Consider the following 21,210-nt stretch of genomic DNA (forward strand, 5'->3'; position numbering starts at 1 on the left):
GCGCGATTGCTTATGAATCTGGGCAAAACACCTTGATCGGAGCATAATAGCGGCCGTGGAGAACGTCAGTTAGGCCAATACTGTTGTGTCAAATCTAATCTCACAAGATCCATTTGTCTAGCCACAACACTTCTAACGGTTGCCACAAGCGCTATTTGTTCCAAAAACGGTGATTTCAATTTGTAACGGTTGCCATGGAGCTTATTGCGCCGAAAATCGGTAATTTTTGCTTGGATTTAGGCAAATAACGGCGCTCGCAACCTTTAGAATTTAGGAAAGGCCTTTTTTCGGCAAATAGCCGCTGCTGCAACCGTTAGATCCGTTCCGGGAAGCTCTTTCGGGGAATCTTGGGCAAAAGTGAATGCAACGCAACAATAAGATGATGAAAGAAGAGGAAAGGAGACTGAGAATTGAAAAAAATGAAATGGGCCGGCTTGCTGCTGGCGGTAACGATGATGGTGGGGCTGCTGGCCGGTTGCGGCGGCGGCTCGTCTAAGGAGACGCTGAACATTTACAGCTGGGCGGACAACTTCGATGAGGAAGTGCTGGCGCAATTCGAGAAGGAATACAATGTGAAAATCAATTACGACGTGTTCGCCAACAACGAGGACCTGCTGGCCAAGATCAAAGCCGGCGGGGGCGGTTACGACTTGATACAGCCTTCCGACTACATGGTGGCCACGATGATCAAGCAGGACCTGCTGGCTCCGCTGGACATGGCCAATATTCCGAATTTCGCAAACGTAGCTGACGCTTATAAAAATCCATCATACGACCCCGGGAATAAATACTCGATCGTGTATACTTCCGGCGTAACGGGGATCGCTTACAATAAGAAGTATGTGAAAGAGGAAATCAACAGTTGGGAAGACCTGTGGAAACCCGAATACGCGGGCAAGGTGATCCTGCTGGACGACAACCGCGAAGTCATCGGCATGGCGCTGAAAAAGCTCGGTTACTCCAACAGCTCGACCAATGAAACGGAAATCACCGCGGCTGTCGACGAGTTGAAAAAGCTGCTGCCGAGCGTGCTGGCCTTCGACACCGACAATATCAAGCAAAAGATGATTCAGGAAGAAGGCTGGATTGCGACGGTATGGTCCGGGGACGCTTCCTATATCGCCAAGGATAATCCGGATGTTGCTTACGTGGTGCCGAAGGAAGGCGGTACGATCTGGTCGGACAACTATGCGATTCCGAAGGATTCCAAGCACAAGGAGCTGGCCGAGAAATTTATCAATTTCATGCTCGATCCGCAAGTCAGCGCGAAAAACTACGAAGCGATCGGCTACAGCGACCCGAACACGAAAGCGGCGGAATTCCATAGCCAGGAATATATGAACGACAAAATGATCAATTTGACCAATGATGAGCTGTCCCGCACCGAGTGGCTCGGCGATGTGGGTGACAAGCTGCAAGTTTACGACCGCTACTGGACGGAATTGAAGAGCGGCCGCGAGTAACGGTTGACGCAGGAACGGATAGGAACAGTGTCATGGATTTCCCGAGGCGGGGACCGTGGCGCTGTTTTTTTAAAATTCCGGTCATTGTAGAGGGCGATGCGCAGGTAGAGAGGGGAGAGAGGAGGGGCATGGGGACTAAGGGACACCAGCGCCGTTATTTGAGGAAAAACGGAGGTTTGCAAAATGTAACGGACACAACTGCACTTATTTACCTCAAAGCGGCCTGGATGAACGGGTTTTAGAGCGAAATAGGGTCATGTGTGTCCGTTAGAGCATCGCCCAAAGTTTAGAAGAGCCTCCAATCGCACCAAAGTAGAGGTCAGAGCCATTAATAGAGCTAGAATAAAAAGGACGCCGTCAGGCGTTTTTCTTATAGCGGGGCAAATCAGTTTGAACGGTCTAAAGAGAGTTTGTTCTTGCGTTTCGGGATAAAACGGTTACAATTAAATCAACTAGTAATGTTAACGTTAACATGCATTTGATATTATGGAATCTATGAGGCTGAAAAACGAAGGGAGCACGGGGAAATGGCCAAAACGTTTCTGGGGAAAAATTTTTTGCTGAACAGCGATACGGCGAAGGAGTTGTATCATCAATATGCCAAGGAGCTGCCGATCATCGACTATCACTGCCATCTGAGCCCGCAGGAGATTTACGAGAACAAGAAATTCCGCAACATTACCGAGGCCTGGCTGGGCGGCGACCATTACAAGTGGCGGGTGATGCGCGCCTGCGGCGTTGACGAGGAACTGATCACCGGCGGGGCGGACGACTACGACAAGTTCCTGGCATGGGCGAAAGTGGTGCCGCAGCTGCTCGGAAATCCGCTGTACCATTGGACGCATCTGGAGCTGCAGCGGTTTTTCGGCATCGACGAGCTGCTGAACGCACGGACGGCGCCGGCGATTTGGGAGCGGGTCAATGCCCTGCTGCAGGGCGAGGGGTTCGGCGCGCGGGATCTGATCAAGAAATCGAAGGTGACCGTGATATGCACCACCGACGACCCGGCGGATTCGCTGGAATATCATTCCAAAATCAAAGAGCTGGAGGATTTCGACTCGAAGGTGCTGCCGAGCTTCCGGCCGGATAAATTTCTGGAGATCAACCGCGATACGTTCAAACCTTGGCTAAGCAAGCTGGAAGCGGCGGCGGGCAAAGCGGTGGACAGTTATGGCGCGCTGCTGGAGGCTCTGCGGGAACGGATCGAATTTTTCCATCAAGCTGGGGGCCGGGTGTCCGACCATGCGCTGGACACGATGGAATACCAGGAGACGACGTTGCGGGAAGTGGAGGCCATTTTCGACAAGGCGCTCAAGAAAGGCAGCGTCACCCCGGCGGAGGAGCGGAAGTATAAGTCCTACACGATGCGTTTCCTAGGTAGGGAGTACGCCGAGCGGGGCTGGGCGATGCAGCTGCACATCCATGCGCTGCGCAACACGAACAGCGCGATGCTCAAACGCCTCGGACCGGACACCGGCTACGACGCGATCAATGACGGTCCCGTCGCCGCCGCGCTGGCCGGCTTGCTGAACGCACTGGAACGTGACGGGGCGCTGCCGAAGACGATTTTGTACTCGCTGAACCCAAACGACTATCCGGCGCTCGCCAGCATTACGGGCTGCTTCCAAGGCGGCGGCGTCCCGGGTAAAATCCAGTTCGGCACCGCCTGGTGGTTCAACGACAACAAGGACGGGATGATCGAGCAAATGAAGACGCTCGCCAATCTCGGCGTGCTGGCGCAGTTCATCGGCATGCTGACCGATTCGCGCAGCTTCCTGTCCTACACGCGGCACGAGTACTTCCGCCGTTTGCTCTGCGATGTGCTCGGGGACTGGGTGGAGCGGGGCGAAGCGCCTAAGGATTTCGAGCTGCTCGGCACCATGGTGACCGATATTTGCCACAATAATGCCAAACGGTATTTTGCGTTTCCGGAATAAAAGAACGAATGGACGCTTCATGTCCGTTAGCGATCAAACACATCGCCATTGCGCGAAAAAACCAGCCGGCAGGGGGATTTTCTGAGCCGGCTGGTTTTATGCTTTAAGCGATGATTCGAATATTTCGGCGGCACCCGGCCTTATAGCCCGTATACATGCAGCTATCGTCTTGCCGTAAATATGCCGCAGTTTTTTCGTCCTTCTGCCGCCGTTATTCTATACGATCTCCACCGGGATCAACTGGAACTCGTTCACGTCCGCGAGCCCGCGGTTAGTAATGCGGAGCTCCGGAATGACCGGCAGGGCGATCAGCGAAAACGTCATGAACGGCGCGTTCAGCGGGCACCCGAGCTGCTGCCAGGCGGCCTCCAGCTGCTTGACCTGCGCGGCCACCGTTGCCAGCGGCTGATCGGACATCAGGCCGGCGATCGCCATCGGTACGGCGGCCAGCACCTGACCGTCCTGCACGGCGATCATGCCGCCGCCCAGCTTGGCCAGCTCGTTCGCGGCAAAAGCCATGTCCTCTGTGTTGGCGCCCATCACGAGCAGGTTGTGGCTGTCATGCGCCACCGTCGAGGCGACGGCGCCTCGCTTCAGCCCAAACCCGCGGGCAAACGCCAGCGAAATATCGCCGGAGCCGTAATGGCGGTCGAGGCAGGCCAGCGTGAGGACGTCCTGCGCCAGGTCCGGCTGAATGAACCCGCCCTCTACCTTCAGGCGGGCGGTGCCCTTTTGCGTGCGTGCGCTGTTTTCGATCACGTCGACGACATGCACGGTCGTCTCGCTCCGCCCGCTTTGGCTGGCCAGCAAGAAATCGCCCGGCTTCAAAGGGCGGGCCAAATGCACCGAATTGCGCGCCCGCTCCGGATACGGATACGCCGGGAAAGGCACGCGCAGCTCTCCGCTATCGTAAACGACGGTCCCGTCCGCAATCACGGTGGACGGCTCCATCCGCTTGAGATCGGCGATCAGCAGCAGGTCGGCGCATTTTCCCGGAGCGATGCCGCCTACGTCGCCGTCCACCTTGAAATAACGGGCCGTGTTGATCGTGCTCATCTGAATCGCGGTGACCGGGTCCACGCCTTCCTCAATCGCGCGGCGCACGACATGGTTCATGTGGCCTTTCTCGATCAGCGTCTGCGGGTACACGTCGTCGGTGACCAGCATGATGTTCGCCGTATCCGCGTGATCTTCGGTCACCACCTTGATTACTTCCTTGACGTCATGCCAGGCGGAGCCCTCGCGGATCATCAGATGCATGCCGAGGCGCAGCTTCAGCAGCCCCTGCTCCCGCGTGACCGTCTCGTGGTCGGAGGTGACGCCGGAGGCGATGTAAGCCTGCAGCATATGCTCATCCTCACTAGGGAAATGGCCTGTCACCGTTTTTCCCGCTTCCATCGTCGCCCTTATCTCTCCGCTCATTTTGCCATCCCCGTAAACGACGCCAGGGAAGTTCATCACTTCGCCCAGCCCCTCTACACCGTCCCAGGTCATGCCTTCGGCGATGTCCTTGGCTTCCAGCGCCGCCCCGGCGTCCTCCAAGTGGTCGGTGGCCGGCACGCAGGACGGGAACGTGGTGAACACCTTGAGCGGCAGTCCCCGGCCTTCCTCATGCATCCAGCGTACGCCTTCGGCGCCGAACACGTTGGCGATTTCGTGCGGATCCATGAAGACGCCGGTCGTCCCTTTGGCCAAAGCGGCCTTGGCAAACTCGGTCACCGACAGCATCGTGCTTTCCACATGCATATGGCCGTCCAGCAACCCCGGGGCGATGTAACGTCCCACGGCGTCGATCACGGCCGTCTCCTCGCCGATCGTATGCCCGGCGTCCCCAACGTAAGCGATGCGTCCTTGGGCCACGGCGACATCCGTATGCGGCAGAAGCTCCCCGGTGTAAACATTAACTAAGGTGCCGTTTTTGACGACCAAATCGGCTTTCTTTTTCCCGACGGCCACTTCCGCCAAAACCCGGCTTACCTCGTACAGCTTTTTTCTTGCAGCAGGTTTCATTCCCCGGTTCACTCCTTTACTGTTCGCTAAAATAGCGCCTTAAAACTCTTCAGTTCTTACGCCTAATCATAACAAAAAAGGCCGCCCTTAGAACAGTGGAGACTGTTCAGGGCAGCCCTTGCCTTTAAGAGGTTGTTCAAAAAGTCCGCTTTTGATCACGAAGTGAATCAAGAAGTAGTTCGGCATCGAATCTTGAATTCAGCCGGGCCTAAGCATATGCTTACGAAGCATGTTTCCTGCGGAAACATTTCAGGTGCTCACGTACCCAAAATGTACGCTCCGCTCCTTACGTCCCTAGCTTCATCCAACCTTCTCGTTGCTTAAAACCGAACTTTTTGGACACGCATTTTAAGGCTCGGCCTTAAGCTTTCGCCGGATTTACTTTTTCGATGACTTGGTCGACCAGGCCATACTCTTTGGCTTCGAGAGCGCTCATGAAGTAGTCGCGGTCGGTGTCTTTTTCGATCCGTTCCAGCGGTTGGCCGGTGCGTTCCGCGAGAATGTGGTTCAGCTTGTCGCGCATCTTCAGGATGCGGCGGGCCCGGATTTCAATATCCGTTGCCTGGCCTTCCGCGCCGCCGAGCGGCTGGTGGATCATGATCTCGCTGTTCGGCAGGGCGTAGCGCTTGCCAGGAGCGCCGGCGTTCAGCAGAAACGCGCCCATGGAAGCGGCAAGGCCGACGCAGATCGTGGAGACGTCCGCTTTGATGAACTGCATCGTATCGTAAATGGCCATGCCTGCGGTAATCGATCCGCCGGGGCTGTTGATGTAGAGGGAGATGTCCTTCGTCGGATCTTCCGCATCCAGAAACAGCATTTGAGCGATGATGGAGTTGGCCACGACGTCATTGACTTGCGAGCCCAGGAAAATGATCCGGTCCTTAAGCAGTCTGGAATAAATGTCGTAGGCGCGTTCGCCGCGGTTGCTTTGTTCAACGACCATAGGAATATAACTCACCGATAAAACCTCCTTAAATTTGGAGTGGCTGCAGGCAGTTATCCGGCTTCCGGCGTATGTATGGGCCACTTCACCCGGATCGCTTGCACGGCAGCTTCTCGCTTGGGATGAGATTGCTTTAAAATCGGTTCGATCAATCATCAGAATTGACGGAAACGATCGATTATAACCTCATCATAAACAATTTATTCGCAAAAGTCAAAGATAGTCAAACTCAGGGGATAAAAAAAGCCCAATGTCATTGATACAGTCATTCAGGCGATGAAATTCAGCGTTCGGTTATTAGGCAGTTAGTTAAGTATGGCGCGCCCGCGAGGAATCGAACCTCGATCTCAGGCTCCGGAGGCCTACGTCATATCCATTGGACCACGGGCGCAAATTGCAAATTTAGCGTGCAAAATTGATTATATGGTATCGTCAAAGGAAATGCAAGTGGTATTTATTAGCATGGGCAAAATTCGCAGCAGACTAGCGCTGGCTTATTATGCGCTGAACCGCTTTTGGATAATCACTGCCGTGCCTTATGCGCTTTCGAAATTCAGGTTTATTTAACTTCTTAATTCAGTAATTAAACTAAAAGTAAGGGAAGTGTAGCTTTCAATATGCCTAAACTGGCAAGAACAACAAATAGCACTATAATGGGTGCAAGTATTTTGTTGGGTAAGTTGAATTTATTTGCTACCCCTATAAAGAGTGATACCATTAGCAAAAATAAGATAAAGCAAAGAATGAACAATTTGCTTTCTTTGATAAATAAAGTATAAAGTTGATACTCATTAATAGATAGTGCTTGAATTTGCTGAATCTCTCGAGCAGAAGAATTTCGAAATGTGTTAAAGCGCAGGGAAATCCTCTTTTCAATGTAAACAGATTTTTTATTGTCCTAAATAAGTTTTTGACGGGTGGTCGTGATTGTGGTCCGGCATTATTGAATATCACCTTGTTTGTTTTTCTTTTTTTGCTCAAGGGTGAGAAATGCGGTGTCCACAGCCTCTTGTCCCTTCACTTCCACCTCGGCAAGTGCCTCATCCAAGGTTATTTCATTTTGCAGATGCTTGTCCAATACGACTTGGGCAGCATCTTGAAAGGCGTTGAGGATCTCGGCATCAACTTGGGTATACAGGTCTACATAATTAGGATTTGCTTTAAGGGTGTAAAGAGGAGACAATTCATGATCTCCAACCGGTTCCACGTACTCGGTTACAGCAGGCAGCCCGTAATTTGGCTGGTTTTTGGCCAATAGTTGGCTGTTTACCGGATCTCCGGCTATAAATTTAACAAGTTTCATCGCTTCGGCTGCGTGTTCTGTGCTTGAAGAAACGCCAAAAAAGTCAAATATTTCGTAGAAATTCATATAATCCGGATTCAAAGGGTCCACCGGAGCTGTAACCATTCCCCAATCGATCAAAGTAGCTCCTTCAAAATGGGAGAACGGCTCGAAATCATATGCAAAAGCATTGGAACTAACGGTCATGGCGGCATTTTCAGTTAAAAACTTGGGGTGTTCCATCGAATCGGGTTCTTCTCCCTGATCATAAACCGCCCCGGCGCGAAAAGCTTTCACCGCTGCTTTCCAGATGGACTTCCATTTATCCGTATTCATCGTGACTTTCATGGTTTTTGGATCGAGATAAGTCAGGTTTTCCGTTTGACCGGCTTTTAAAATAAAGTTCATGGTAACATTGCGATAATAGTTCATTTGTATTCCGTAAAGGGACTCTCCTTGATCATCTTCTGTCGGGAACCGTTCGGCTAATGCAAACACCTCTTCCCAGGTCATTCCGTTTTGCGGGTATGGGATATGATAAGCATCAAATAGCTTCTTGTTATAATAAAGCGCCTCGCTATGAAAAGTAGGCGGAAGAGCATAATACTGGCCGTTATCCGACGCAGCTTCCAAAAGTGACGTAACAATCGGAGAAAGGTCGCCGGATTCCGATCCATTGGTGAATGGGGGAGAAATCGGTTTTAATATCCCCTTTTCAATAGCCGTCTTATATTGCTCCATACCATTGATGTAAATAACATCAGCTCCACGATTCCAACCCGTTTCTTCGGATACCGGATCACTTGGAATCACTTGAACATCGATATTGGGATATTTGTTTTCAAAAGCATAGCCAAAGTTAACATAAAATTGCTTGGCGGACGGATAAGCAACTTTGAGGACGACAGGCTCCTCCGGCTGACGCGTTTGGCAGCTTGACAATAAGACGGTTATAAGCGCCAAGCCTATAAATGTACGCGTTATTTTATACATGTTCTGATCCCCTTTGTTATAAACGGGTGCAGGCTAGGAAAGCTTGTTCCGGCGACTCCCGACCTTCCCGCACAAGAAATTTACTCGCTGGACAGCATGCGATCAACGTAGGCATTGATCAGGTTATACGCCTGCTCGGAAACGGCATTTTCTTCTTTTGAGGGCTGCAGCATGTAGAAGGATTCGATATTTTTGTCGGCATTCCCTAATGAAATATAATCGGCCAGCGAAGAAAACCCGTATACGGAACGGTATTCCCACTCCGCCACTTTGCCGGACAAGAAAAATCGGATCAACTCCCAGGCCGCCTCAGTTTGCGTCGAGTTGGCGGGAATCGCCCAAAGTCCCTCTAACGAAATATGATGGCTGATTTCCGGAGAGCCTGGACTGACCGGCATGGTGACCAGTTTCCACTTGATTTCGGAGCCTTGCTGCTCTACAACTTTAAAATCTTCGTAATTAACCACGGCCATCGCGTAGTTTTCTGTAATGAAGGCGTTTTGGTTTATATCGTTGATGGCGATATTTCCGCGTTTTAACGGTTCCTTCACCAATTTTAAAATTTTGCTCCATGACGGACTATCTAAAGTGAGCCTGTCCGTATGTTCGTCGTATGCCCGAAGGCTTTCGGTTCTCCCTATATCAATCAACCAATCGGCCGCAGACGGATAGGGTAAGGTTAGGCCTTTCGGAAATCGATTGGCCAACATAATCGTATCCTTCCAAGACATTTGGTTGCCGGGATATTCCACACCGTATTGATCAAACAGTTGTTGGTTGTAAACTATAGCGCTGCTGAAAAAGGAAGGAGGCAGTCCGTACAGTTCGCCGTCGCCGTAATGTTTCGTTAACTCGACGACACCGGGGATCAGCGTATCCAAAGGAAAGGAATCTCGGGCAACATCATCGTCAAGCTTTTGGAGCAATCCGCTTTCAGCGGCTTCCCGAAAATCATCGCCAGACAAATAAATCAAATCTACTTTATTGTTTTTCATCCATTCTTGTAATGTCACTTTTCCTTTGACGAGATCGTTCGTCGGAACGACGGTATAGTGCAAATTCGGATATTCCAGCGCCAATAGAGAGGCATATCTGTCATCGAAATGTTTTTGCGAGAAGTAACCGATATTTAAACTAAAGCTAACCTCTTTATCTTTAAGAGAAGACGTGTCCCCGGCACAACCCGATACAATCGCCAAATTTAAAGCCATGAAAAATAACAGCAATCCGCGCAATTCCCGAACCTCGTTTCCAATAAATTCTATTACTTTAACTATTTTATAGTAAATCCGAATGCAATACCTGTAAATTAAAAAAATCCGGCTCATGCGTTGTCTAAATTCATTCTTAGGGCGGTGTTTATTGGACAACCCTACCGACAAAACTAAAATGGGATGGACAAGAAGCACAGCGATAAAACGGTTTCTTTACTTACCGCCGTATAACCATACCAAAGTTTGAGAATTCTACGGACGTCAGGCTTGCAACCACGTTAAAAATTGGTTAAAATAACGGTGGGACTTAAAAAGTTAACCCGGGACATTTTAAGGCCAAGGAGATGGAGAGAAGAAGGAGCTTGCAGGAATGGAGATCATGCGTAACCTTTTGGAAATTCAGAAGCAGCTTCTGCCTGATCTCATGGACATTCTCAAGAAAAGGTACACCATACTTCATCAGATCATGTTATCTGACGTAATTGGCCGCAGAACCTTGGCAACTTCACTGGATATGACGGAGCGTGTGTTGCGGGCCGAAACGGATCTTCTGAAGGCTCAGGGCCTGATTGAAATCGAGAATATCGGCATGAGAATCAGCGATGCGGGCAGGCTTCTGCTTGAGGAATTGGAGCCGGTGGTCAAGGAGTTGTTTGGCCTCGCCAATTTGGAAGAAGCGATCCGTCAGAGCTACGGCCTGCGCAAAGTCGTGGTCGTCCCCGGAGATTGCGACGCTTCGCCGCTGGTGAAGCGGGAACTGGGGCGCGCGGGAGCCAAGGCGCTCTTAAGCTCCATGAGCGAGGGCGACGGGGTTGCCGTTACCGGCGGAACGACGCTGGCGGAGGTTGCGGAGCAATTGAATCCGCCGCATAACGTGACGATGAAGGACAGCTGGTTTGTGCCTGCGCGCGGTGGATTGGGCGAGAGCCTGGAAATTCAGGCGAACACGATCGCATCCGGGATGGCAAAACGAGTAGGGGCAGGTTACCGCCTGCTGCACGTACCTGATTTGCTCGGCAAGGAAGCTTATGAATCGCTTGTCCACGATCCGAACATTGAAGACATCGTCAATATGATCCGGCAAGCCCGGATCGTGGTGCACGGCATCGGCGACGCGATGGAGATGGCGCGGCGGCGCAAGCTGGAGCCGCAGGTGACCGAACAGATCCGGAAGGAAGGCGCGGTCGCGGAATCATTTGGTTATTACTTTAATGAAGACGGCGTCGTCGTCCACAAAATGCGGACTCTGGGCCTTCGCTTGGAAGACATCATGAAGACGGAAACCGTAATCGGGATTGCCGGGGGCAAGAGCAAAGCCAAGGCGATTCACGCCGTGCTGCGCTTTGGCCAAGAGGACATCCTCGTCATCGACGAGGCCGCCGCGGCGGAGATCGTAGCCCAGCTCGGGCAGGATGCCCAGCAAGAAATCAAGTGAAGCTAATGATGTTTACTCATGGCGGGCTTTTTAGCCTGTCTTGAATAATAAAAAAACAAACACTAGGAGGAACTATTCATGAGTGTAAAAGTAGGTATTAACGGTTTCGGACGTATCGGACGCCTGGCTTTCCGCCGCATTCAAAACGTGGAAGGCATCGAAGTAGTAGCTATCAACGACCTGACGGACGCCAAAATGCTGGCTCACCTGTTGAAATATGATACAACGCAAGGCAAATTCGAAGGCGACATCGAAGTTCATGACGGCTTCTTCAAAGTGAACGGCAAAGAAGTTAAGGTTCTGGCTAACCGCAACCCTGAAGAACTGCCTTGGGGCGAGCTTGGCGTAGACATCGTTCTGGAGTGCACAGGCTTCTTCACAACGAAAGAAAAAGCTGAGCTTCACCTGAAAGGCGGCGCGAAGAAAGTCGTTATCTCCGCTCCGGCTACCGGCGACATGAAAACGGTCGTTTACAACGTTAACCACGAAATCCTGGACGGCTCCGAAACGGTTATCTCCGGCGCTTCCTGTACGACAAACTGCTTGGCTCCTATGGCTAAAGCATTGAACGACAAATTCGGCATCGTAGAAGGCTTGATGACGACGATCCACGCTTACACCGGCGACCAAAACACGCTGGACGCTCCGCACGCGAAAGGCGACTTCCGCCGCGCCCGCGCCGCTGCCGAAAACATCATTCCTAACACGACCGGTGCAGCTAAAGCAATCGGCCTCGTAATTCCTGAGCTGCAAGGCAAACTGGACGGCGCCGCTCAACGCGTGCCTGTACCGACCGGTTCCTTGACTGAACTCGTTACCGTGCTGAAAACCAAAGTTACCGCCGAAGAAGTGAACGCTGCGATGAAAGCCGCTTCCGACCCTGAAACTTTCGGCTACACGGAAGACGAAATCGTATCTTCGGACATCAAAGGCATGACCTTCGGTTCCCTGTTCGACGCTACTCAAACCAAAGTTCTGACTGTGGGCGACCAACAGCTCGTTAAAACCGTGGCTTGGTACGACAACGAAATGTCCTACACCGCTCAATTGGTTCGTACCTTGGAATTCTTCGCAAAAAAAGTTAAGTAATATCCCGGCCAACCTGATATAAATCCCAAAGAGGAGCAACCTGTCAATAGGACTCCTCTTTGGTCTTGAAGCAAGAACGATATTCACACACACACGCATGTTTAAATAAAAAATAGAGATACAGACTTACGCTTAGGAGAGAAATCAGAATTATAGCCGTGGATGCGCGGTTTTCAAAGCTTGGGAGAACCTGCGCACACCTTTAGGAGGAACGTGGAGATGAACAAGAAAAGTGTACGTGATGTGGAAGTAACCGGAAAACGCGTATTTGTCCGCGTCGATTTCAACGTGCCGATGCAAGACGGGAAAATCACCGACGATACCCGGATCCGCGAAACGCTGCCGACGATCAACTACCTGATCGAAAAAGGCGCGAAAATCATTCTCGCCAGCCACTTGGGACGTCCGAAAGGCCAAGTCAACGAATCGATGCGCCTTACCCAGGCTGCAGAACGCCTGTCCGAGCTGCTCGGCAAGCCGGTAGCCAAAGCCGATGAAGCGGTTGGCGACGCGGTTAAGGCAAAAGTGGCCCAATTGAACAACGGCGATGTACTGGTGCTGGAAAACGTCCGTTTCTATCCGGGCGAAGAGAAAAACGATCCGGAACTGGCCAAACAATTCGCGGAGCTTGCCGATCTGTTCGTCAACGACGCGTTTGGCGCGGCTCACCGGGCGCATGCGTCGACCGAAGGTATTGCCCATTACCTGCCAGCCGTATCCGGCCTGCTGATGGAAAAAGAATTGTCCGTTCTCGGCAAAGCATTGTCGAACCCGGACCGTCCTTTTACGGCCATCATCGGCGGATCGAAGGTGAAAGACAAAATCGACGTCATCGACAACCTGCTGAACATCGCGGACAACGTGCTGATCGGCGGCGGTCTGGCCTATACGTTCTTCAAGGCGCAAGGCTATGAAATCGGTCAATCCCTGCTGGATGATAGCAAACTGGATGTTGCCCTCGGCTTCATCGAGAAAGCGAAGAAGCTCGGCAAAAACTTCTATTTGCCGGTAGACTGCATCGTTGCCGACGATTTCAGTGCCACGGCCAACCACAAAGCGGTCGACATCGACAGCATTCCGGCTGATTGGGAAGGCGTGGATATCGGACCGAAAACGCGCGCTATGTATGCCGACGTTATTAAAAACTCCAAGCTGGTCGTTTGGAACGGACCGATGGGCGTATTTGAAATCGACATCTTCGCGAACGGGACGAAGGAAGTAGCCGAAGCTTGCGCCGAGACGAAAGGTTATACGATCATCGGCGGCGGCGATTCCGCGGCGGCAGCCGAGAAATTCAACCTGGCGTCGAAAATGGACCACATCTCCACCGGCGGCGGCGCGTCCCTCGAATTCATGGAAGGCAAGGCGCTTCCGGGCGTTGTAGCTTTGAACGACAAGTAAGACGTCAAAAAATGATGAATTGAACTACCTTTGGATGAATTGAACTACCTTTAGATGAATTGTTCAAAAATCGGGTTTTCAGCACCGAGAAGGTTGGATGAAGCTAGGGACTGAGTAGCGGAGCGTAGGTAAGCCTACGTGAGCAACGGAAGGCCCGGCTGAATTCAAGATTCGACGCCGAATAAACTTCGTGGTTTACTTCGTGATCAAAAGCTGATTTTTGAACTACCCTTAAGAAGTGAAGGAGTTGGCTCCATGAGAACACCTATCATTGCCGGGAACTGGAAGATGTTCAAAACGGTTTCCGAAGCAAAAGCTTTTTTTGAAGAGGTAAAAGGGAAAGCCGAAGTTGCGGGCGTAGAGAGCGTGATTTGCGCTCCGTTCACCAACCTTCCGGCTTTGGTGGAAGCCGCAAAAGGAACGTCGATCAAAATCGGCGCGCAAAACATGCATTTTGAAGACGAAGGGGCCTTCACCGGCGAAATCAGCGGACGTATGCTGAAAGAACTCGGCGTGGACTACGTCATCATCGGGCATTCCGAGCGCCGGGCTTATTTTGGCGAAACCGACGAGATCGTAAACAAAAAAATCCATGCCGCGTTCAAACACGGTTTGACTCCGATCCCTTGCGTCGGCGAAAAACTCGAAGAGCGCGAAGCCGGCAAAACGAAGGATGTCGTAAAGGTGCAAACCGAAGCGGCGCTTCAAGGACTGACTGCGGAGCAAGCGGCGCAGGTCGTCATTGCGTATGAGCCAATCTGGGCCATCGGCACAGGCAAATCGTCCACTTCCGCGGACGCGAACGAAGTTATTTCCTACATCCGCAGTTTGGTTAAAGGATTGTATGGCGATGATGTAGCAAGCAAGATCCGCATCCAATACGGCGGCAGCGTGAAGCCGGAGAACGTGAAGGAATATATGAGCCAAAGCGACATCGACGGCGCGCTCGTCGGCGGTGCCAGCCTGCAGCCGGCTTCTTATGTTCAACTCGTTGAGGGGGCGAAGTAAATGGCTGCTCCAAAACCTGTAGCATTGATCATAATGGACGGTTTCGGACTTCGCGACACGGTGGAAGGCAATGCCGTGGCGCAAGCCCATAAGCCGAACTACGATCGTTATCTGAAGCAGTATCCGAACACGACCCTGACGGCCAGCGGCGAAGCGGTAGGTTTGCCGGAAGGCCAGATGGGGAACTCCGAAGTCGGACACCTGAACATCGGAGCGGGCCGGATCGTGTACCAGGACTTGACCCGGATTTCCAAATCGATTCGCGAAGGCGAATTTTTTGAAAACGAAACGCTGGTGAATGCGGTGCGCAGCGCCAAATCGAAAGGCAAGAAACTCCATCTGTACGGGCTTCTGTCCGACGGCGGCGTGCACAGCCACATTGACCATTTGTTCGCGATGCTCGAGCTGGCCAAAAAAGAAGATATGCACGAAGTATACGTGCATGCCTTCCTCGATGGCCGCGACGTGGCGCCGGACAGCGCGAAAGGCTTTCTGGAGAAGCTGATCGCCAAAATGAACGAAATCGGCATCGGCAAAATCGCTACGGTGCAAGGCCGTTACTACGCGATGGACCGCGACAAGCGCTGGGACCGCGTGGAGAAATCGTACCGGGCCATGGTTTATGCCGAAGGACCGAAATATACGGACCCGATTAAGGCCGTCACCGAGTCCTACGAGAAATCGGTATTTGACGAATTCGTTATGCCGACCGTAATCGTCGACGACAAAGGCGAGCCGGTTGCGCAGGTGGAATCCGGCGACTCCGTCGTCTTCCTGAACTTCCGTCCGGACCGGGCGATTCAACTCTCCAACGTGTTCACGAACAAGGATTTCCAAGGCTTCGACCGCGGACCGAAATTCCCGACGGACCTGCACTTTGTGTGCCTGACTCTGTTTGCGGAATCGGTTCAGGGCTACGTAGCCTACAAACCCAAGGATCTCGACAACACGTTTGGCGAAGTGCTCGTGCAGCACGGCAAGAAGCAGCTGCGCATCGCCGAAACGGAAAAATATCCGCACGTGACGTTTTTCTTCAGCGGCGGACGCGACGTCGAGCTTCCGGGGGAAACGCGCATCCTGATCAATTCGCCGAAGGTCGCTACCTATGATCTCAAGCCGGAAATGAGCGCCTATGAAGTCGCCGAGGCTTGCGTGAAAGAGATCGAAGCGGATAAACACGACGCGATCATTTTGAACTTTGCCAACCCGGACATGGTCGGCCACTCCGGCATGCTGGAGCCAACGAAGAAAGCGGTCGAAGTGACCGACGAATGCGTCGGCAAAGTCGTTGACGCCGTCAAGGCGAAAGGCGGAGTCGTCGTGATCATCGCCGACCACGGCAACGCCGACATGGTGTTCGACGAGCAAGGCCGTCCTTACACCGCGCATACGACCTTCCCGGTTCCGTTTATCGTGACCGACGAAAACGTTGTGCTGCGCGACAAAGGCATCCTCGCCGACGTGGCGCCGACGCTGCTTGACCTGATGGGTCTGCCGCAGCCGCCGGAAATGACCGGCAAGTCGATGATCGCCAGCCGCAAGGCATAAGCCAAACTGGTATAACAAACTGTATACTTAAAATATTAAATTAAAATGCGTATTCAAAAAGTTCGGTTTTCAGCACCGGGATTCGATGCCGAATTACTTCTTGATTCACTTCGTGATCAAAAGCGGACTTTTTGAACTACCACTAACAAAGGAGACTGTATACCCATGACAATTATTTCCGAAGTATACGCACGCGAAGTTCTTGACTCCCGCGGCAACCCTACGGTTGAAGTTGAAGTTTACCTTGAGTCCGGCGCCATCGGACGCGCCATCGTTCCTTCCGGCGCTTCCACCGGCGCGCACGAAGCCGTTGAGCTTCGCGACGGCGACAAATCCCGTTACCTGGGCAAAGGCGTATTGAAAGCCGTTGAGAACGTCAACGAAATCATCGCCCCTGAAGTAATCGGTATGGACGCTCTCGACCAAATCGGCATCGACAAATTGATGATCACTTTGGACGGCACGCCAAACAAAGGCAAACTCGGCGCCAACGCCATCCTGGCGGTTTCCATGGCCGTTGCCCGCGCGGCCGCTGACGCTCTGGACCTGCCGCTGTACGCATACCTCGGCGGATTCAACGCGAAGCAGCTTCCGGTTCCGATGATGAACATCGTAAACGGCGGCGCGCATGCCGACAACAACGTCGACGTGCAAGAGTTCATGATCCTGCCGGTTGGCGCTCCTTCCTTCAAGGAAGCTCTCCGTACCGGTGCGGAAATTTTCCACAACCTGAAATCCGTGTTGAAGGATAAAGGCCTGAACACCGCGGTTGGCGACGAAGGCGGCTTCGCTCCGAATTTCGCTTCCAACGAAGACGCGCTGTCCTCGATCATGGAAGCTATCACGAAAGCCGGCTACACTCCGGGTAAAGACGTATTCCTGGGCATGGACGTCGCTTCCACCGAGTTCTACAAAGACGGCAAATACCATCTGGAAGGCGAAGGCAAATCCTTCACTTCCGCGGAATTCGTTGACCTGCTCGCTTCCTGGGTAGACAAATACCCGATCATCACGATCGAAGACGGCTGCGCCGAAGACGACTGGGAAGGCTGGAAATTGCTCACGCAAAAACTGGGCAGCAAAATCCAACTCGTCGGCGACGACCTGTTCGTAACCAACACCGAGCGTCTGGAAAAAGGCATCAACGAAGGCATCGGCAACTCGATCCTGATCAAAGTAAACCAAATCGGTACGCTGACCGAAACGTTCGACGCGATCGAAATGGCGAAACGGGCAGGCTACACCGCGGTTGTCTCCCACCGTTCCGGCGAATCCGAAGACAGCACGATCGCCGATATCGCCGTGGCTACGAATGCCGGCCAAATCAAAACCGGTGCGCCTTCCCGTACGGACCGCATCGCCAAGTACAACCAATTGCTCCGCATCGAAGACCAATTGGCCGATTTGGCTCAATACAACGGCTTGAAATCCTTCTACAACCTGAAACGTTAATCTTTTTAACCAACTCGTATAACCTAAGCCCCCTAATTCGACGATGTGCGACTGGGGGCTTTTTTTTATACGCGATATATGGTGTCAATGAAGAAAAAGGGCCCTGCAGGTTGGTCTGCAACAGGGCCCTTCGTGCCATTATTCACATGCCGCCGTATGTATATACAACGCGCTGTCTTCGCTAAGTCAGGCTTGAAACACTTTGATTTGTTCTTTGAGCTCGTTCATCAACTGGTGCAGCGATCCCGCCGATTTTTCGATGCTTTGCATAATGGCCGCCTGGTCCGCAGCGGAGCCGGCTACCGATTGGGCGTTGTCCGCCGAATCTTTGGCGATGGTCAGCATATCCCCGATCGAGGCGGCGATTTCCTCGGTGCCCGCGGAAATTTGCTCCGTCGTGGCGGAGACATCCTGGATTTGCGCCGATACCTGGTAAATGGATTGGCGGATTTGGCCAAACGAAACGCCGACTTTCTCCATGCTCGCGATGCCGTCGTTAATCTCGCGGACGCTTGTCTGCACGGAATTGGTGGCCTGGGATGTAGAGCTTTGGATAAATTGGATCAGCTCGGCGATATGGGAAATCGACTCACTGGTCTGTTCGGCCAGTTTTTTCACTTCTCCGGCGACGACGGCAAAACCCCGGCCTTCCTCGCCCGCACGGGCGGCTTCGATCGAAGCGTTCAGCGACAGCAGGGCGGTCTGGTTGGAGATGTCCGAGATGACATCGACAATCTCGCCGATTTCCTTGGAATGCCCGGCCAGCCGATCGATATCCTGGGCCGTTTGGTTGGCGGTGGTTTGAATTTGCGCCATCTGCTTGATCGCCGCCTGGATTTCCTCGTAGCCGCGCTCAACTTCGCTTGAGACGTTTTCGGCCTGCTCGGAAACGCTGCCTGACGCTTCGGCTATTTTTTGCACGCCTTCGGCCATTTCCTCCGTCGCTCTCGCCGACTGTTCGGCCCCGCGGAACTGGGTCTCCGTTCCTCCGGCGACCTCCCGGATCGCGGAAGTGATCTCCGCCGTTGCCTGCGACGACTTCCGGGTAGCGGCCAGCAGCTCGTCCGAAGCGGCGGCCACTTGGCCGATCGTGAGATCGATCTGTTTAACCATGCCGGCAAGCGATTCGATCATCAGGTTGATGTTTTCGCTCATCTCGCCGATCTCGTCCTTCGAGTGGACGGTTACCCGCTCGTTCAACTGCCCGCTTGCGACCTTTTTCATAACTCCAGAAATCGCCAGGATCGGTTTGACGATCAGGCGCGCAAGCAGGAAAGCGATGACTGATACGATCAGGGCCGTAACGACGACGATCGCGATGGATAACGTGCTGGCCCGATTCACTTTGGCGAAAATCTCGCTGGTCGGCACGGTGATAACCATTTTCCACCCGGTGCTCGGAATCGTGCCGAAGTAGGTGATCACTTCTTTTCCCGTCTCGTCTTGATACGTAAGGGAACCGCCCGGTTGGCCGAGAATCGCTGCGGTTGCATTTTTTAAAGCGGAGGTTTCGGCGTAATCGTTGATGTTCTTGCTGAAACGTTCGGCATCCGGGTAACTGAAATAAATCCCGTTGTTCGAGACGACGTAGCCGTAACCCGTATCGGCCATTTTAATGTTGTTGCTAAGCTGGGTGAGCACATCGGGCGTTATCGAAAAAGCGACGGCGCCGATAAACTGCCCTTCCTTATCATGAAGCGGCACGACTGCCGTGATGAAATATTTGCCCAGTGCCTCCAGGTAGTTCATTTCAGAAAAAGCCAGTTTGTTTGTTTCTTTTGCTTTCAGAAAATAATCGCTTTTTGACATATCCGCGGTCATCCCGAGGTTGTTGGTGAGCTGGCCGTTTTTGTCGATGAGGCTATAGCCTTCGGTTTGACTGTCGCTTTGCTCCAGTACGCTTAGAATCGGAAACATTTTCTCCGGATCATAGGACTGGAATTGCGGGTTCTGCTGGATGAGCTGCTCCACCGCCGATGTTTTGGACAAAATCCATTCATCGATCTTGGAGATGTTCATGTCCAGCGTCGTTTGCGCCAATTCTTCGCTGTCTTCGGTGGTCACGCCGCTGAAATAACGGATGAAGAACGAACTGGCGGCGATTAGGGGGATCAGGGAAGCAGCCAAAATAATGATCAGCAATTTCCGTTGGAACGCCCCGGATTTCCCCCGCGTGTTGGTTTGTAGTGCTTTGGTCTTCGACATAATGTCCCTCCCATACGATTGAACTAGACTTGCTTAATTAATCGTACCACGGTTAAAAGTCGGAATTTGGCACAATTTCAAGAATATTGGGGAATTTTGGCCTGATTCACCGTTGATGATCATGAGAAAATACATTGACGCGACGCGAAATTTTGATCAAAAACCCCCTGAAAACGTCAACGGCCAAATGGTTGTTATTCATGTTCCTATATGGTAGAATAATAATGATTTGTTCATATCATAACTGTGCAGACTTGGAATAGATAAAGATGTTCTCGCTTAGGAGGTGGATTTAATGGAAATTTTGTTGAAAGTTCTGCTCGTGATTTTCTCGATTGCCTTGACTGCAGTCGTATTGTTGCAGAAAGGGAAAAGCGCGGGTCTTTCCGGCGCCATCTCCGGGGGTGCTGAACATCTGTTTGGAAAAACGAAGGCTCGCGGCATGGACCTGGTCCTGGAGCGCATCACAGTAGCTTTAGGGGCCGGATTCTTTATCCTGTCGATCATCGTCGCAGTCGTCCTAAATTAACGAATAAGCTGGGAAGCCCTTGTTTCCGCCTAGGAGACAGGGGTTTTTTTGCGTTATTTTCTTTGTCTCCATTTGGAAAAAATAGTATAATAGTACTATATACAGGGATTGGAGGTAGAAAAATGTACAAGCTGGTGACAACTCTTCAGGAAGAAGCGCTATTTCACACGATTTGGACGGAAGTTTGGATGGAAAAAGGGTTTGGGCTCGAATTTGCGAGCCAAATATTGGGCCGCTGTTTGGTGTATGATGAGGATGGAGTCCCGATCGGCACGGCGGAGATCAAACCGTATGATCCCGCTAAAGATCAGGGCCTAAACCGGCTCGTTCCGTTTGCGGAACACCCGGCGATCCTCGCCGAATCGGAGTACACCGCCGAAGTGGACAAGGTGGCTCTGCTGAAGGAGCACCGCGGTAAAAATTTGAACCGCCTGCTGTCGTCGATCGTGCTGTTTGCCAGAGACCATCATATCCGCCACTATGTGACGCTCCTGGATCCGATTTTGTCCCGGGCTTTGAAAATTTCCTTCCACGTTCCGATGTCTAAGGTGGGGACAAGTTTTTTTTACAAAGGAGCGAACGTCATTCCCGCAATCATTCATGTAGCCGAAATTTACGAGAACAAACCCCGCTTTGATTGGTATTTGGATACGCTGCCGTTGTTAACTACATAAGAGGATAAGACAAAGGCTTGCCCTGTG

Annotated in this window: 15 protein-coding genes and 1 tRNA gene; 10 read left to right on the forward strand and 6 right to left on the reverse strand. The window is 52.1% G+C overall.

What is annotated here, in order from left to right; all coding sequences use genetic code 11:
- Nucleotides 1–410 precede the first annotated feature (410 nt).
- Nucleotides 411–1,463: an ABC transporter substrate-binding protein gene (locus tag NYE69_RS04125; protein WP_445744746.1), complete on the forward strand. Its 1,053-nt coding sequence runs from the start codon at nt 411–413 to the stop codon at nt 1,461–1,463.
- Between the two features lie 527 nt (nt 1,464–1,990).
- The gene (gene uxaC / locus NYE69_RS04130; protein ID WP_340924232.1) at nt 1,991–3,400 is read left to right on the forward strand and encodes a glucuronate isomerase; all 1,410 of its coding nucleotides are present in this window, start codon (nt 1,991–1,993) and stop codon (nt 3,398–3,400) included.
- A gap of 216 nt (nt 3,401–3,616) precedes the next feature.
- On the opposite strand, the gene ade is transcribed toward uxaC, so the two are convergent.
- From ade to NYE69_RS04155, 5 genes are all read right to left on the reverse strand, one after another.
- On the reverse strand, nt 3,617–5,410 hold the full coding sequence (gene ade / locus NYE69_RS04135) for an adenine deaminase (protein ID WP_340924235.1): 1,794 nt from the start codon (nt 5,408–5,410) through the stop codon (nt 3,617–3,619).
- 361 nt (nt 5,411–5,771) lie between these two features.
- Complete coding sequence (gene clpP, locus NYE69_RS04140; protein ID WP_036627089.1) at nt 5,772–6,368, reverse strand: ATP-dependent Clp endopeptidase proteolytic subunit ClpP; 597 nt, start codon at nt 6,366–6,368, stop codon at nt 5,772–5,774.
- 301 nt (nt 6,369–6,669) lie between these two features.
- Nucleotides 6,670–6,744, reverse strand: a tRNA-Arg gene (locus tag NYE69_RS04145).
- A gap of 549 nt (nt 6,745–7,293) precedes the next feature.
- Nucleotides 7,294–8,628, reverse strand: coding sequence for an extracellular solute-binding protein (locus NYE69_RS04150; RefSeq protein WP_340924242.1), 1,335 nt, complete (start codon nt 8,626–8,628; stop codon nt 7,294–7,296).
- An 80-nt stretch (nt 8,629–8,708) separates the two neighbouring features.
- Nucleotides 8,709–10,037 carry an ABC transporter substrate-binding protein gene (locus NYE69_RS04155; protein WP_340924245.1) on the reverse strand — a complete coding sequence of 443 codons (1,329 nt, stop codon included), beginning with the start codon at nt 10,035–10,037 and terminating at the stop codon, nt 8,709–8,711.
- Nucleotides 10,038–10,221: 184 nt separating this feature from the next.
- Between NYE69_RS04155 and NYE69_RS04160 the strand changes: the two genes are divergently transcribed.
- From NYE69_RS04160 to eno, 6 genes are all read left to right on the forward strand, one after another.
- On the forward strand, nt 10,222–11,277 hold the full coding sequence (locus NYE69_RS04160) for a sugar-binding transcriptional regulator (RefSeq protein ID WP_340930277.1): 1,056 nt from the start codon (nt 10,222–10,224) through the stop codon (nt 11,275–11,277).
- Nucleotides 11,278–11,355: 78 nt separating this feature from the next.
- Entirely contained in the window at nt 11,356–12,366 is a 1,011-nt protein-coding gene (gene gap / locus NYE69_RS04165; RefSeq protein WP_328272087.1) for a type I glyceraldehyde-3-phosphate dehydrogenase, read from the forward strand.
- Between the two features lie 219 nt (nt 12,367–12,585).
- A complete protein-coding gene (locus tag NYE69_RS04170) occupies nt 12,586–13,767 on the forward strand; it encodes a phosphoglycerate kinase (protein WP_340924250.1) in 1,182 nt (393 codons plus the stop codon).
- Nucleotides 13,768–14,022: 255 nt separating this feature from the next.
- On the forward strand, nt 14,023–14,775 hold the full coding sequence (tpiA, locus tag NYE69_RS04175) for a triose-phosphate isomerase (protein ID WP_340924253.1): 753 nt from the start codon (nt 14,023–14,025) through the stop codon (nt 14,773–14,775).
- Nucleotides 14,776–16,323 (forward strand): 2,3-bisphosphoglycerate-independent phosphoglycerate mutase, encoded by a 1,548-nt coding sequence (gene gpmI, locus NYE69_RS04180; RefSeq protein ID WP_328272084.1) that lies wholly within the window; start codon nt 14,776–14,778, stop codon nt 16,321–16,323.
- 165 nt (nt 16,324–16,488) lie between these two features.
- A complete protein-coding gene (gene eno, locus NYE69_RS04185; RefSeq protein WP_036627073.1) occupies nt 16,489–17,775 on the forward strand; it encodes a phosphopyruvate hydratase in 1,287 nt (428 codons plus the stop codon).
- A 186-nt stretch (nt 17,776–17,961) separates the two neighbouring features.
- On the opposite strand, the gene NYE69_RS04190 is transcribed toward eno, so the two are convergent.
- Nucleotides 17,962–19,980 (reverse strand): methyl-accepting chemotaxis protein, encoded by a 2,019-nt coding sequence (locus tag NYE69_RS04190; protein WP_340924260.1) that lies wholly within the window; start codon nt 19,978–19,980, stop codon nt 17,962–17,964.
- Between the two features lie 295 nt (nt 19,981–20,275).
- On the opposite strand from NYE69_RS04190, the gene secG reads away from it, so the two are divergent.
- Entirely contained in the window at nt 20,276–20,509 is a 234-nt protein-coding gene (secG, locus tag NYE69_RS04195) for a preprotein translocase subunit SecG (RefSeq protein WP_328272081.1), read from the forward strand.
- A gap of 122 nt (nt 20,510–20,631) precedes the next feature.
- Nucleotides 20,632–21,183 (forward strand): GNAT family N-acetyltransferase, encoded by a 552-nt coding sequence (locus NYE69_RS04200; RefSeq protein WP_340924262.1) that lies wholly within the window; start codon nt 20,632–20,634, stop codon nt 21,181–21,183.
- Nucleotides 21,184–21,210: the final 27 nt, after the last annotated feature.

It is taken from the genome of Paenibacillus sp. FSL R5-0527, from assembly GCF_038008055.1.
In the GTDB taxonomy this organism is placed as follows: Bacteria; Bacillota; Bacilli; order Paenibacillales; family Paenibacillaceae; genus Fontibacillus; species Fontibacillus macerans.

Coding starts and splice junctions, on each gene's coding strand:
- uxaC (WP_340924232.1), top strand. CDS start 1,991: ATGGCCAAAACGTTTCTGGGGAAAAATTTTTTGCTGAACAGCGATACG.
- ade (WP_340924235.1), bottom strand. CDS start 5,410: ATGAAACCTGCTGCAAGAAAAAAGCTGTACGAGGTAAGCCGGGTTTTG.
- NYE69_RS04150 (WP_340924242.1), bottom strand. CDS start 8,628: ATGTATAAAATAACGCGTACATTTATAGGCTTGGCGCTTATAACCGTC.
- NYE69_RS04160 (WP_340930277.1), top strand. CDS start 10,222: ATGCGTAACCTTTTGGAAATTCAGAAGCAGCTTCTGCCTGATCTCATG.
- gap (WP_328272087.1), top strand. CDS start 11,356: ATGAGTGTAAAAGTAGGTATTAACGGTTTCGGACGTATCGGACGCCTG.
- NYE69_RS04170 (WP_340924250.1), top strand. CDS start 12,586: ATGAACAAGAAAAGTGTACGTGATGTGGAAGTAACCGGAAAACGCGTA.
- tpiA (WP_340924253.1), top strand. CDS start 14,023: ATGAGAACACCTATCATTGCCGGGAACTGGAAGATGTTCAAAACGGTT.
- gpmI (WP_328272084.1), top strand. CDS start 14,776: ATGGCTGCTCCAAAACCTGTAGCATTGATCATAATGGACGGTTTCGGA.
- eno (WP_036627073.1), top strand. CDS start 16,489: ATGACAATTATTTCCGAAGTATACGCACGCGAAGTTCTTGACTCCCGC.
- NYE69_RS04190 (WP_340924260.1), bottom strand. CDS start 19,980: ATGTCGAAGACCAAAGCACTACAAACCAACACGCGGGGGAAATCCGGG.
- secG (WP_328272081.1), top strand. CDS start 20,276: ATGGAAATTTTGTTGAAAGTTCTGCTCGTGATTTTCTCGATTGCCTTG.
- NYE69_RS04200 (WP_340924262.1), top strand. CDS start 20,632: ATGTACAAGCTGGTGACAACTCTTCAGGAAGAAGCGCTATTTCACACG.